The sequence below is a fragment of the Streptomyces sp. SAI-127 genome (genome assembly GCF_029894425.1).
In the GTDB taxonomy this organism is placed as follows: domain Bacteria; phylum Actinomycetota; class Actinomycetes; order Streptomycetales; family Streptomycetaceae; genus Streptomyces.
Genome location: NZ_JARXYJ010000002.1, coordinates 26,596 through 39,691 on the forward strand (window position 1 = coordinate 26,596; position 13,096 = coordinate 39,691).

General features: G+C 71.8%; 11 protein-coding genes. 5 read left to right on the plus strand and 6 right to left on the minus strand.

Translation table 11 applies throughout. The annotated features are described in order from the left end of the window. Nucleotides 1–42: 42 nt before the first annotated feature. From M2157_RS45780 to M2157_RS45800, 5 genes are all read right to left on the minus strand, one after another. Complete coding sequence (locus tag M2157_RS45780; protein ID WP_280868400.1) at nt 43–2,757, minus strand: LuxR family transcriptional regulator; 2,715 nt, start codon at nt 2,755–2,757, stop codon at nt 43–45. A gap of 191 nt (nt 2,758–2,948) precedes the next feature. Then, nucleotides 2,949–3,770, minus strand: coding sequence for an SDR family oxidoreductase (locus M2157_RS45785; RefSeq protein ID WP_280868401.1), 822 nt, complete (start codon nt 3,768–3,770; stop codon nt 2,949–2,951). Then, entirely contained in the window at nt 3,767–4,576 is an 810-nt protein-coding gene (locus M2157_RS45790; protein WP_280859604.1) for an alpha/beta fold hydrolase, read from the minus strand. The genes M2157_RS45785 and M2157_RS45790 overlap by 4 nt, the downstream gene beginning before the upstream one ends. A gap of 634 nt (nt 4,577–5,210) precedes the next feature. Continuing rightward, entirely contained in the window at nt 5,211–5,417 is a 207-nt protein-coding gene (locus M2157_RS45795) for an ANTAR domain-containing protein (RefSeq protein WP_280868402.1), read from the minus strand. Between the two features lie 182 nt (nt 5,418–5,599). Continuing rightward, the gene (locus M2157_RS45800) at nt 5,600–6,052 is read right to left on the minus strand and encodes a pyridoxamine 5'-phosphate oxidase family protein (RefSeq protein WP_280859599.1); all 453 of its coding nucleotides are present in this window, start codon (nt 6,050–6,052) and stop codon (nt 5,600–5,602) included. A gap of 760 nt (nt 6,053–6,812) precedes the next feature. Between M2157_RS45800 and M2157_RS45805 the strand changes: the two genes are divergently transcribed. The 3 genes from M2157_RS45805 (at nt 6,813) to M2157_RS45815 (ending at nt 10,748) form a co-directional block, all read left to right on the plus strand. Then, on the plus strand, nt 6,813–8,540 hold the full coding sequence (locus tag M2157_RS45805) for a GAF domain-containing sensor histidine kinase (RefSeq protein ID WP_280868403.1): 1,728 nt from the start codon (nt 6,813–6,815) through the stop codon (nt 8,538–8,540). Between the two features lie 495 nt (nt 8,541–9,035). Next, nucleotides 9,036–9,524, plus strand: a complete 489-nt coding sequence (locus M2157_RS45810) for a GNAT family N-acetyltransferase (protein WP_280868404.1) — start codon at nt 9,036–9,038, stop codon at nt 9,522–9,524. Between the two features lie 453 nt (nt 9,525–9,977). Further along, nucleotides 9,978–10,748 (plus strand): polysaccharide deacetylase family protein, encoded by a 771-nt coding sequence (locus tag M2157_RS45815; protein ID WP_280859596.1) that lies wholly within the window; start codon nt 9,978–9,980, stop codon nt 10,746–10,748. 136 nt (nt 10,749–10,884) lie between these two features. Here M2157_RS45815 and M2157_RS45820 read toward each other — a convergent pair whose 3' ends face one another. Further along, a complete protein-coding gene (locus M2157_RS45820) occupies nt 10,885–11,463 on the minus strand; it encodes a hypothetical protein (RefSeq protein WP_280859595.1) in 579 nt (192 codons plus the stop codon). Nucleotides 11,464–12,009: 546 nt separating this feature from the next. Between M2157_RS45820 and M2157_RS45825 the strand changes: the two genes are divergently transcribed. Further along, entirely contained in the window at nt 12,010–12,381 is a 372-nt protein-coding gene (locus M2157_RS45825) for a DUF4333 domain-containing protein (protein WP_280859594.1), read from the plus strand. 19 nt (nt 12,382–12,400) lie between these two features. Next, the gene (locus M2157_RS45830; RefSeq protein ID WP_280859593.1) at nt 12,401–13,084 is read left to right on the plus strand and encodes an ABC transporter ATP-binding protein; all 684 of its coding nucleotides are present in this window, start codon (nt 12,401–12,403) and stop codon (nt 13,082–13,084) included. The last annotated feature ends 12 nt before the right edge of the window (nt 13,085–13,096 follow it).

Genomic DNA, 13,096 nt, shown 5'->3' on the forward strand with positions numbered 1-13,096 from the left:
AGGAGCGCCGCACGGCCGGCAGCGAGCGTCATGTGACGGTGGTCAGGACAGTGCGCTGACCACTGTGCGCAGCTCGGCGCGCGAGACCACGCCCAGCTTGGGGAAGATCCGGTGGAGATGCGAGCTGACGGTCCGGTGCGACAGGTAGAGCCGCTGGCCTATCTCGCGGTTGGTCAACCCGTCGGCGGCGAGCTGGACGATCTGCAGCTCGTGGGCGGTCAGCTGGTCACGGGCGTCCGGGGCCCGGCGGCGGCTGGCCTCACCCGCGGCCCGCAGTTCCCGGCGGGCCTTCTCCCCCCACGGGATCGCGCCGAGCGCGTCGAACATGTCGCGGGCCGCCCGGAGGTGGTCGCGGGACTCGACACTGCGCCGACGGCGCCGGAGCCACTCGCCATAGGCCAGGTGGGTCCGGGCCCTGATCAGTGGCCACGCGCTGAGATCGGCGCCCAACGCGGCCGTGAAGAGCGGGTCGGCGTCCTCATCGGAGGCCAGCAGGGCCCGGGCCAGCCGCAGGTCGGCGTGCAGTACCGGCGCGGGGGTCACCACGGCGACCTCTTCCAGCTCGGTCACGATCGGGAGCACGGCCTCCAGGCGCCCGCAGTGCGTCGCCGCGTCCACGAGGTCGCCTACGGTGGTCAGCCGCAGGGCGACCTGGAAGGCGGGGTCCGCCGGATCGTGAAGCCGGCGGAAGTGACCGAAGGCCTCCTCGAACCGCCCGGCGCCCAACGCGGCCAGCCCGCGCGCCATCGTCGCGGTGGCCAGCACCGGACGCGCCCCGGCCGGAAGCCCGATCTCCTCCGCCTCCTCGGCCAGTTGCAGGGCGGAATCCACCTCGCCCCGCACCGCGGCCAGCTTGGCCGCGGTGGCGGTCATCAACGCGTACATCATCGTCTGGCTGGTCTCGCGCGCCAGCCTTCGTGATTCCTCGGTCGCGGCGATCGCCGCACCGAGGTCGCCCACCACCAGGGCGCTCCACGCGTCCGCACCGACCGTACGGGCCAACAGCCCCAGCCGTCCCTGGACACGCAGCGGCGCACCGCCGGCCGCCGAGAACACCCGGGCCAGGTCGTAGCCGCCGACGAGCAGCGAGGCGGTGCTGAGCATGCGGTAGGCGCGGCCGTCGTCACCTTCTTTCAACGCGACGTGCCGGGCACGGTCCAGGACGAAGGCGCCGCGATCGACCGGCGCGGCGTAGGCGCAGATGGCCAGCCGCCACGGATCGAGTTCGTCCAGCTCCATCCGCTCCACGGCCTGAAGGACCCCGCGGCGTCCCTCCGCCCCCGGTTCGGACCAGAAGCACAGTTGGGCGGCGCTCCACAGGATCCGCAGCGCCAGCGCGCGGTCCTCCGCTGCCATCTCCTCGGCGAGTGCCGTCAGCGAGACGGCGCCGGACGAGTGGCCGTGCAGTCCCTCGTCGAAGCCCCCGCGCAGCCAGACGACCGTGGCGTGCTGCCGCCGTGACAGCGGCCCGGTGAGGGCCTGGTCCAGCAACCGGGTCACGGTCTCGGGCCGGCCGAGCTCGACGGCGAAGTCGGCCGCCCGCAACAGCCGTTCCGCTCGGTGGCCGACGTCCTCGCTGAGTGCGGCGGCCTGCTCGAGGGCCGTGACAGCCGCCGCGATGCCGCCGCGGCGCGCGGCCCGGTGAGCGGCGTCCTCCAACGCGGCGGCGACCGCCTCCGCCGGGCCGTCGGCCGCGGCCGCCCGATGACGTAGTTGTCGGTCCGGCTCCTGATCGAGTACGGCCGAGAGGGCGGCGTGCGCGGCGCGGCGGACACCGCCGGGCATGGTCTGCTGGATCGCCGACCGCATCAGCGGATGCCCGAAGCGCAGCTCGGTGCCGACGACGTGCACGAGCCGGGTACGCACGGCAGGGTCGAGTTCCGCGGCCGAGGCCGTCGCGCCGGTCAGCTGCCGGGTCGCGGTGTAGATCTCGGGAAGCGACGGACTGTCGTTGAGAGCAGCGATCCGCAGCAGAGCCCGGGTGATGTCCGGCAGGGTCTCCAGGCGGTCGGTGAAGGCCCGCTCCAGCCGCTCGGTGAGGGGCAGTTGGGAGACGTGCGGATCCGCCGAGGCGCCGAGGGTGCGTGACAGCTCCGTCAGCGCCAAGGGGTTCCCGGCCGCCTCGGCCAGCAGTCGGCGATGTGCCGTGGGACGCAGGTCCGGAGCGTGGTCCGCCAGGAGTTCCGCGGCCTGGCCGTCCGTGAGCGGGGCCAGGGTCACGGAGGTGACTTCGTCGGGGCTCAGACGCGACCGGTAGCCGTCGCGCGCGGCGCCCACCATGACCACCGGCTCCGTGCCGACCCTGCGCGCCACGAAGGCCAGGACGCCGGCGGTGGCGTCGTCGAGCCACTGGACGTCGTCGGCCAGGACCAGCACCGGAGCGACCGCGGCAGCGTCGGCCAGGAGGTTGAGAACCGCCAGACCGACCAGGAAGACGTCCGGGACAGCGGCCTCGGCGTGCCCGAGAGCGGTGTCCAGTGCTTGCCGGTGCGGCGCGGCGAGTTCGGCGGCCCCCGCGGACAACGGGCGGAGAACCAGTTGCAGACCGGCGTAGGGGATGTCGCTCTCGGCTTCGACACCGCTGGTGCGCAGAATCCGGTAGCCGAGCCTTTCGGCGAGCGTGGCGGTCTCGGCGAGCAACGCCGTCTTCCCGATTCCGGGCGCCCCACGGACCAGCAGCGCGCTCCCGTGGCTCCGCGGATCGGCAAGCAATCGGCGCAACAGATCCAGCTGATCGTCCCGACCGATGAGCTCCACGTTCCCCCCATCAGCCGGGTCCCCGGACTCGGTCTGTCTGGAAGGTCAGAGTACTGCCCCGAAAAAGGCGGTGTCCGTGCGGCGCTTCGGATCCGCCCCGGGCGCGGTCGGCCACAAGCCCGAAGTCGGTGGCGGGCCCGGCCTCCGCACGGTCCGTGGGAGACCTGGCCCGGTGTCAGGGGAGGAGTCCGTCAGAGAGCGTCGATCATGCCTCCGTCGATCAGGAAGTCCGCACCGGTGATGTTCCCCGAGCGCCGGCTCGCCAGGTAGAGCACGAGGTCGGCGACCTCGGCCGGAGTGCTGAACCGCCCGGTGGCCGCCGCCCCGGCGGCGTTGCGTGCGACCTCGCCCGGATCGACGCCCAGCGACTGCCCGACGGTGTCGGCGACACCGCCCGCGCCCTTCCACAGCGCGGTCTCGACGGGCCCGGGACTCACCGTGTTGACGCGGACGCCCTCCCGCCCGACCTGCTTGGACAGGGCCTTGCAGAAGTTCGTCAGCGCGGCTTTGGCGGCGCTGTAGTCGATGACCAGGGGATCGGGCAGGCGGGCGTTGACCGAGGAGACGGTGACGATCCGTCCGTCGCCACTCGCGATCAGGTGAGGCAGTGCGGCACGGGTGGCCCGTACGGCGGCCATGAAGTTGATCGTGAAGGCCCAGTCCCAGTCGGCGTCGGACACGGCCTGGAAACCGTCCACGCGCGGACGCACCGCGCCGACGTTGTTCACCAGCACGTCGACGCCGCCGTACCCGGCGACCGCCTCCGCCACCAGCGCGGGCGGGGCGCCGGGCTCGGTCAGATCCAGCTCCACGACGGTGAGTTCGGCGCCGCCCTTGACCAGGGCGTCGAGGGCATCGGTACGCCCTCTCGAACCCGCCACGACGCGGGCGCCGGCGCCGAGGAGTGCCTCGACGACCGCCAGTCCGATCCCGCGCCCGGCCCCGGTGACCACGGCACTCCGCCCGGCCAGACCGAGGTCGAAGGCTGCGGGCCCGAAGGTGCTCGACGTCATCGCGCGCCCCCCAGGTTCTGCCGGCCCAGCCAGGCCAGGACCGTCTCGGCGACCTCGCGCCAGCCGCTGTCGATGGTCAGGGAGTGCCCGCGATCAGGGAAGCCGATGATGTCGGTGACGGCGTCGGAGTGCCGGTACTGCTTGAGGGTCGCGCGGGTGACGGTCTCGGGAACGGTGTGGTCCTTGCCGCCCGAGATGAGCAGCAGCGGGCCCCGTCCGTTGTTCCCGGTGGCGACCTTCGCCGCGGAGTGCGGGTTGAAGTTGGCGGAGGCCGCTTCGTAGAGCGGCTTGCCGGGGGCGGGGATGGTCCAGCGTTCGTACAGCGCCGCGGACTCCTCCTCGGAGACCGCGTTGCCGAAGGCGAACCGGAACTGCTCAGCCGTCAGGGACACCGCGCGGCGCTTGTTGGCGGGGTTCCTGAACACCGGCAGTGTGGCCCTGAGCGCCGACAGCGGCAGCGGCAGGACGCCCTTGATCTGCGCGGCATCGATCGCGACGGCCGCGGCGGCGCGGTCCTGGCCGAGCAGCTTCTGCGCGATCATGCCGCCGAAGGAGTGCCCGATCAGGACGGGCGGTACGGGCAGCTCGGCGATCAGTGCCGCGTAGTGCTCCACGACGTCGTCGATGCCGTGGTCGGCGATGCTCTCCGGGTTCGCCCGGGCCTCGGCGACGGTGTCGGGGTCGCCCGGCCAGCCCGGAGCGGACGGGTCGTAGCCCTCCTTGCGGAACAGATCGATCCACGGCTCCCATGAGGCGCTGTGCAGCCACAGCCCGTGGATGAAGTAGACGGGGATCGGCATGGTCATGGCTCAGTCCTCCCGCGAGACGACGTGCCGTTCCGGCAGTCGCTCACACACAACCCGACTTCCGGCGCGCTCGAACCGGGGTGACACCCCAGTCCCTCACGGCCGGACGCCGAGCGGGCTGTACCGGCGGGGGACGGACGGGACGGCGGCCGCCGCGCGCGAACCGCTCCTTCCGCCACCCGCCGGACTCCGCTCGCGGCGCTGGCACCTGCTCGTTCACGAACTGCAGCCCGGGGCGGGCGAGTTCGGCCCGCATGGCCGGGCGTCGGCAAGCCCGCGAACAGGAGGAAGCCGAAGTGCAACAACGTATAACCCAGCGGCCGGTCACCGGCGTCGGCGACGCCATCGGCGAGACCGCCAGGAGACCTGCCGCGCCACGCCCGCTGTCCGCCGCCGACGGGCTCCTCGCGTTCGGCGCAGTACCCGCTCGACACCTGGCAGGGTCCGCAACGGGGCCCCATCCATCGCTCAGTCAGGACGGCGGGTAGCCATCAAGCCGGGGCCGTCAGGGGCTGTAGGCGACGGGTCGGTCCTCGTCGCCGGTCTCCGACATCAGCGCGTCCATCCGCTCGAGAACGCGCTGCGCCGGCGCACGCCGTTGCGCCTCAACCGCACCGGTCGACACACGAGCGCGTCACGCCCGGGGCTTTGCCTCGACGATGGCGGCCGGGTTCATGTCGCGGGTGACCAGGGCTTGGACGGTCTCGGTGAGACGGAGCCTTCGCTGCTTCGCATAGGCGGTGAGCAGTTGTGAGGCTTCGCCGATGGTGGTGTCCGCGTACTGGGCGATCATGCCCTTGGCGATCTCCAGGGTGGCCCTGGAGGCGATGACGCTCTGCACGCGGGTGATGACGTCGTCGGCCCGGGCAGGCTCGGTGGACCAGTGAAAGCTCGCGCACGCAGGCGTAGCAGCGCTTCCTCGGCGCTCACGCCCAGCTGCGTCATGATCATCCCGGTGGCCTGATGCTGTGCGCCCGGGACCGGTTACCCGTACCCTCCTGCACCGCTCACACTGCCCCGCGCTCATCGTTCCGATCGCGTGAGCAGGATGCCCGTGACCAGCTCGGGCCGGATGCGGATCGCGTGGTCCATGGGCTGTTCCGCCCACGGCTCCAGCATCGCCTGGTAGCGGTCCAGTGCACCGGGGTCGGTCACCGGCCGGGCGTAACCCGTCACCACCACGCTCCAACCGAGATGCGTCGTCGCGTCGATGTCGTCCGCCTCGTAGGCGACGACGACACCGGGGCCGTCGGCCTGCTGAGTGTATGAGGTCAGAGCGGTGCCCTCGTGGGTGCGGATCACGATGTCCCCGCCGTCCAGGACGTGGTTGACCGGGCGGACGGTCGGCAGCGCGTGCAGAGTGAAGACGACCCTCCCCAAGGACACGCTGCCCAGCAGCCGCAGTGCCTCGGCGCTGTCGAGCTCGATGCGGCGGCGCGGGCCTGCGAGGGCCGGCCGCCTGGCGTTGTGGGCCATGACGGACTTTCCGTTGGGGGTTTCGTGGCTTGCTGCCCGGTCGGAATCCATACGGAGCGACACCGCGGGGGATCGGTGCCGCTCCTGCCTCAAGCTTCTCCCTGGCCGAGGGCCGCGCCAAGGGCCGATGGTCCCCGATGAGGGCCGGACGGCCCTCACTCATCAGGAGCGGAACTCCCGCGGCCTCCGCCGCCGCGCCACGGAGGCGGCCCGGCCGACCGGCGGGCCGTGTCCGCGCGGTGCACGGCCCTCTCCACCTGGGCACGCAGCCGGTGCTCGGGATACGGCATACCCTCACCGGCTGTAGCTGCCCTCGGTGCCGGACAGCGCCGCCCGGCCCCGCCTCCAGACGTGCCACCGGGACCCGGAACGGCGGGCCGGCAGCCCAGCCGGGTCATCTCGGCCAGGTTCGCGCCCTTGCCGCCCAACAGGTCTGCCATGTCCCGGCGCCCCTCGCGAAAGTCGTGCACGTACGGACCATGACGCTGTGCTCCTCGGCTCGGCGGACCCGGTTCGGCTCCTCGGTCACGACGTGGCCTCAGCGTCGAACATCGCCCGCTCCGCCCGGCAGATGCTGTCCGTCCCCGCCCAGGGCCGAACGGCCCCAGCCCTGAGCCGGCGCTCCGCTCTCCGCAAGGACGGCCACCGGACCCGCTGCCGCCGGATCCGAACCTGTACCGTCACCCGCCGTCGGCCGGTAGCGTGGTCCACGACCGGAGCGGCCGGTGTCAGCCCGTCCGAAGGACCCGAGGAGACACAGGTGGCAAGCCCCCAGCAGCCGCAGGAGGCCCGTGTACGGCTGCCGCAACTGAGGCTGGACGAGCTGTTGGAGGAGCTTCAGGCGCGGCTGGACGCGGCCCGTGGCACCCGGGACCGGGTGCACAGCCTGCTGGAGGCGGTGCTCTCGGTCGGCCGCGAGCTGGATCTGGAGCAGGCGCTGCACAGCATCGTCGAGGCCGCCGGGGTGCTGGTCGACGCGGAGTACGCGGCTCTCGGTGTGATCGGTCCGGACGGCAGGCGTCTCTCCGCCTTCCACACGGTCGGGGTCACCGAAGAGCAGATCGCCCGGATCGGCCCCTTCCCGGAGGGCCACGGCATCCTCGGTGAGCTGATCCGCCATCCCGAGCCGCTGCGCCTGACGAAGATCTCCGAGCATCCCTCGTCATACGGGTTCCCGGACCACCATCCGCCGATGAACAGCTTCCTCGGCGTGCCCATCCGCGTGCGCGACCAGGTCTTCGGGAACCTGTACCTCACCGAGAAGCGGGGCGGCGCGCAGTTCGACGAGGACGACGAGTCGGTTCTCTCGACCCTGGCGGTGGCGGCCGGCGTCGCCATCGACAACGCCCGCCTCTATGAGGATTCCCGGCTGCGGGAGCGCTGGCTGCGGGCGAACGCGGAGGTCACCCACAGCCTCATGTCCGGCGGGGGGCGCACCGACGTGCTGGGACTCATCGCCGAGCGGGCCGGCGAGATCACCGGATCGGCGCTGGCCGCGGTCGCGTCCCCTATGGAGGACACCGGGTCGCTCGCCGTGGAGATCGCCGTCGGGCTGGGTTCCGACGCGCACAAGGGGCTCGTGCTGCCGATGGACGCGACATTGATGGGGCTGGCCTTCTCCACCGTCGCCCCCGCCGTCAGTACGGACGTCTCCCACGACGAACGCATTACCCCGGAACCGCCCCGGTTCCAGGGACTCGGTCCCGCCGTGGCCGTGCCCATCGGGACGGGCGAGGACGGAGTCCGAGGCGTGCTCCTGCTGGCACGCGAGGCCGGTCGGCCGGAGTTCACGACGACGGAGACCGAGACCCTGCAAGGCTTCGCCGCGCAGGCCGCCGTAGCAATGGAGCTGGCGGATCGACGTGAGGACGCCGAGCAGATCGCGGTGCTCAAGGACCGCGACCGGATCGCTCGTGACCTGCACGACCTGGCGATCCAGCGGTTGTTCGCCACGGGCATGACCCTGCAGAGCGCGGGCCGGTTCATCGACCATCCCGAGGCGGCCGGGCGGGTCGTGCGGGCGGTGGACGACCTGGACGAGACCATCAAGATCATCAGGTCGACGATCTTCGGGCTGCGGGCGCGTGACGGCGGGGCCGGGACGGGACTGCGCGCCCGGGTCTTACGGGCCGTCGGTGAGGCGGCCCCGCTGATGGGCTTCGCGCCCAGCGTGCGCATGGAGGGACTGCTCGACACCGACGTGCCGCGCGAGATCGCCGACCACGCGCTGGCCGTGCTCTCCGAGGCCCTCACCAACATCGCCCGGCACGCCCACGCCGACCGCGCCGACCTTGCGCTGGAGTGCGACGGCCGCCAACTGCGGCTGACGGTCGCCGACAACGGTGTGGGCATTCCGGCCGACGGCCGCCGCAGCGGACTGCTCAACATGGCCGAGCGTGCCGAACAGCTGGGCGGCGAAATGGAGTTGAGCAGCCCGCCCGACGGCGGCACCACGCTGGTGTGGCGGGTGCCGGTGGGGGAGCGGTAGCGGACACGTCTCCCGCGCCATCCGTGACAGCGTAGGGATTGTGCCGCCCACCACAGACCGGCCGCGAGTCGTTCGGCGATGCCGAGTGGGGTGCGACCGGGAGTCGTGCAGGACGTTGATGGAGACGCCGTAGAAGTCGGTGACCTCTCGACGGTGGACCGGGGCTTCCCTTCCGGGCCGCCCGGGGCGAACGTCACACCTGGCCGACGGCACGACGAAGGTTGATGTGGGCGCGCAATAACACCAGTCCCGTCCGACCGGCCCACGTCGAGCTGCGACGCACCCTCGTCCGGGTGAGCGGAGGCGCCCTCAAGCGGGTCCGCGCGCCGAGTAGCGCCGCCGAGCTCAGGGCGCCAGGGGCGCTCCCGCACACGCCGCGTGGGTGACCTCGCCGTACCACCCTGGGCAAGCGATTCACGGGTGCGGTGCAGGAACGCCTGCCCGAGTAGTCGACCCGCCGCACGGAGGCACTCCCCGATGCGAAATACTCTCCCGATGAGTTCACGCACACCCCCGATCAGCCAGCCGATCACGATACGGCGGGCCGTCGCGCGAGATGCCAAACGGCTCACGCGGCTCGTGCGTGGCTCAGGCGCCTACGAAGGTAAGTACGCAGCCGCAGTCGCGGGCTACCGGGTCGGTCCGGATTACATCGAGGCCCACCGCTCCTTTGTGGCCGTCGGCGCCGACGAGCAGGAAGGCCGGGTCCTCGGGTTCTACTCGCTCGTCCTCGCTCCACCGGAGCTCGACCTGCTGTTCGTCGCCGACGAAGCGCAAGGACGGGGCATCGGACGGCTGCTCATCGCGCACATGGAGTCCGAGGCCCGTGCGGCCGGGCTCGACCGCCTCAAGGTCGTGTCGCATCTTCCCGCCGAGGGCTTCTACCACCGCGTCGGTGCGGTGCGGACCGGGACCGCGTTCGCGAACCCGCCCGCCGTGCCGTGGGACCGTCCCGAATTCGAGTTTCGCATTCCTTCGGAATGACGCGATGTGCCGGTTCGCGGGGCATCGGCTTCGCCGGCAACCCATCAGGCTGCTGGGACTCTTCCTTCCAGGATGCCCAGCACCAGCTGCCGACAGCGTCGCCGTCGTTAGCGACACCTGGGCGCCGTCCTGGCCGCCATGGTTTTTGTGGGCGCCCTGCACGGCGCCCACCGTGCAGGCGCGGGCCTCGCCGAGCAGGCCCACCCGGCCGACCACTGCCGCGGCCACGCCACCGGGCAATTGCTGCGCATCGACATCCACTCGGGGCGGTCCCTCGCCCGTCCGGGCCAACCGGCCTGCATAGGGCCGCCGTCGGCCGGGTTGTCCGCGAACTCCCCCGGAATTGTCCTTGATCGGTAACGGACGCATCCTGTGGCCGCCGTCGCTCGTCCTGCCAGGTGGTCGCGAGGTGACCAGAGAAATGGCGACGAACTGCGTGAAGGCGGGACGGACATGGCACGGCACGGCGGGCGGGGCTGGAACGGCAAGGTTCTCGGGGCGGCGCTCGGGGTGACATTGCTCGCTGCCGGTGCCTCGGTGTGGACCGCGCAGGCCGGAGCGTTGGGCAGCCCGTCGTCCGACGCGACCACGTCCGCCAGGCCGGGAAGTGCCGTCAAGCCGGTCGCGGCCGACATCGCGCACGCCTCGGACCAGGGGGCGCGCGGCGTCAACATCACCATCGACGACGGCCCCGACCCCGTGTGGACCCCCCAAGTACTCGATGTGCTGCGCCAGTACGGGGTCAAGGCCACGTTCTGCATGGTGGGCACGCAGGCGCAGGCCCACCCGGACCTGGTCAAGCAGGTGGTGGCGGCCGGGCACCGGCTGTGCGACCACTCGGTGTCCCACGACACCACCATGGACAAGAAGCCCCAGGCCTACCAGGCGCAGCAGATACTGGACGCCGAACGCATGATCACCCAGGCGTCCGGGGGCGTCCGGCCGATGTACTACCGGGCCCCCGGCGGCGCCTTCACCCCCTACAGCCGCCACCTCGCCGCCTCCCGGGGCATGCGCCCGCTCGGCTGGAACGTGGACTCCAAGGACTTCGAACGGCCGGGCACGGCCGCCATTGTCGCCACCGTGGAACGGGAGCTGCCGGGCGGCCCGACGATCCTCTTCCACGACGCGGGCGGCGACCGCTCCCAGACCGTCGAGGCCCTGCGCCAGATCCTGCCGCGGCTCAAGGAACAGGGTTACTCCTACGGCTTCCCCGTGCGCTGACCCCCGCAGCCCCCGCAGCCCCGGCAGCTCGGCGCGCGCGGCAGCCCGGCAACCCCCGCATCCTGGCGGCCGGCAGCCGGCCGGTCCATGCGACCGATGCCCCGGCTCAGGCCTCCACAGAAGGGAACTCGGCCCTCTACTCGACGAAGTCCGGCTGCCAGGGCAACACCCGAAAGTCACCGGTGCCGCTCTTCACTCGCTCGAACGGCGCTGAACTCACGCACTTGGGCAGACCCTTGGTCTCCACCGGGTTTCCCACGGAGGCCCAGCTGTAGCCCAACCGGTCGTGCCGACCCACGTCGTGCACGGTGAAGCCCACCCGCTTGCCCTTCGCTCCCGGCAGGTCGCTACCGGTGATGACACCGGTGGCGACGGCGACCTTCCCACCGGTCACCAGACAGTCGATCCGCCCTTTGGCCCAGGCGCCCTCGCCGTCGAGGTAGTGGCTGAAGCGGAAGGTCCCGGTGGCCTTCGCCGGATCCATCCGGTGTCGGGCGGCGAGGTGCGCGTCGAAGGTGAAGGTGATGTCGTCCCCGAGCGTCCGGGAGAGCTTGGCGGACCCGGTGAGGGCAGCGGCTTCCCGCGACCCGCCGGGGGAGTCGGACCCGGGCGAACGACCAGAGGCCGCGGCGGAGGCGGTGCAGGCGACGGCGATCAGGGCGGCGGCACCTGCGGCGACACGGATACGGGCGGAGGCTGACGCACTGCGGCTCATGACCGGTCCTTCCTCGTGGATGACGCCCGTTTCCTGCGGGCGCCATTCCAGCGTCCCGCGACTGACGGGGCCTCACATCGCTCCCCGAGCTGACGTATTGCTCACCCAGCCGACGCACACGGGTGATCGTCATGCGCCCGCAGAGTTACGCCTGCATGCCTCCTGGGTCTCACCGCAGCAGCGGTACCAGGCACGCTCTCGGCAATCGCCTGCCCGGTCATCGAGACAGTCCCTCTTCCCGAAGAGCACCACGTCCAGGGTCTGTCAGACAGAACTTGCCATCGGCAGGACACTCGTCCCGTCGCAGCCCGCGCAGAGCACAACGTCGGCGGCGGACCCGGCGAACAGGAGACCCATGGCGAGGCCGTGGACGCAGCCCGGGCGACAACGCACTTCATGCCGATCACCGTAGGCCAGAGCCCCGGCAGCGGGATCGGCCGAACGGCCGAGGGCCGCCCGCGATCCCGGCCGTTCGGCCGAGGCGCGCGCCCGTGCCCGCGGGCGAGGGTGGATCCGCATCCTCACCACGGACATCAGGAGTACGCGATGCAGCGCAGCAAGTTTCTCGTCGGCGTCGTCGGAGGCGCGACCGCGCTGGTTGCGCTGGGCGGCCTCGGTACGCATGTGCTGGCCGGCACAGAGTCGACCAGTCGCCTGGACGAGTACAGCACGGCGTCCGTGGACGGCCACAAGGCGCTTGCGGCGAACGTCGTCGCCGGGCGCACCGAGAGCAAGTTCCACCCGCTGCCCTGGGTCGGCGACAAGGTCTCTGCTGTCACCTGCCCGACGGGGCTCAAGGCCGTGGCCGGGGCCACCATCACCTGCGCCGGCGAGAAGAGCGGCGGCGGGAGCGTCGAGATCCCCGTCCGGGTGATCAAGGCCGACGCCAAGAGCGTCACCTGGAAGTTCGAGCGCTGAGAAGGAGCGACGAGACACCGTGAGCATCGTTCTGACCGGGTACGGCCTGGTCAAGAAGTACGGTTCCACCACCGCTCTGGCCGGGGTGGATGTGGAGGTCCACGAGCGCGACTCGCTGGCGATCATGGGCCCGTCCGGGTCCGGCAAGTCCACATTGCTGCACACTCTCGCCGGGATCGTCCGACCCGACGACGGTCAGGTGCTGCTGCGCGGCGAGCGCATCGACAACCTGGGCGAGAACAAGCTCAGCGCCCTGCGCCGCAAGCGGTTCGGGTTCGTGTTCCAGTTCGGCCAGCTGCTGCCGGAGCTGCCCGCCGAGGAGAACGTCGCGCTGCCGCTGATGCTGGAGGGCATGCCGCGCGGCGAGGCCGTCGCCCGCGCCCGCCGCTGGTTCGCGCCGCTGGGCCTGGACGGGTTGGAGCTTCGTCGTCCCGGGCAGCTCTCCGGCGGCCAGGCACAGCGCGTGGCCATCGCCCGCGCGCTGGCCGCCGAGCCGGACGTGGTGTTCGCCGACGAGCCCACCGGCGCCCTGGACCAGCGCACCAGCACGGAGGTGGTCCAACTGCTGACCTCCGCCACCCGGGAGACGGGCGCCGCCCTGGTAATGGTCACCCACGACGCCGACGTGGCCGCGCACTGCGACCGGATCCTCCAGGTCCGCGACGGCCGCATCAGCGGCCACTCCCAGTACACCGTCGCCTGATCTCCCCTGAGG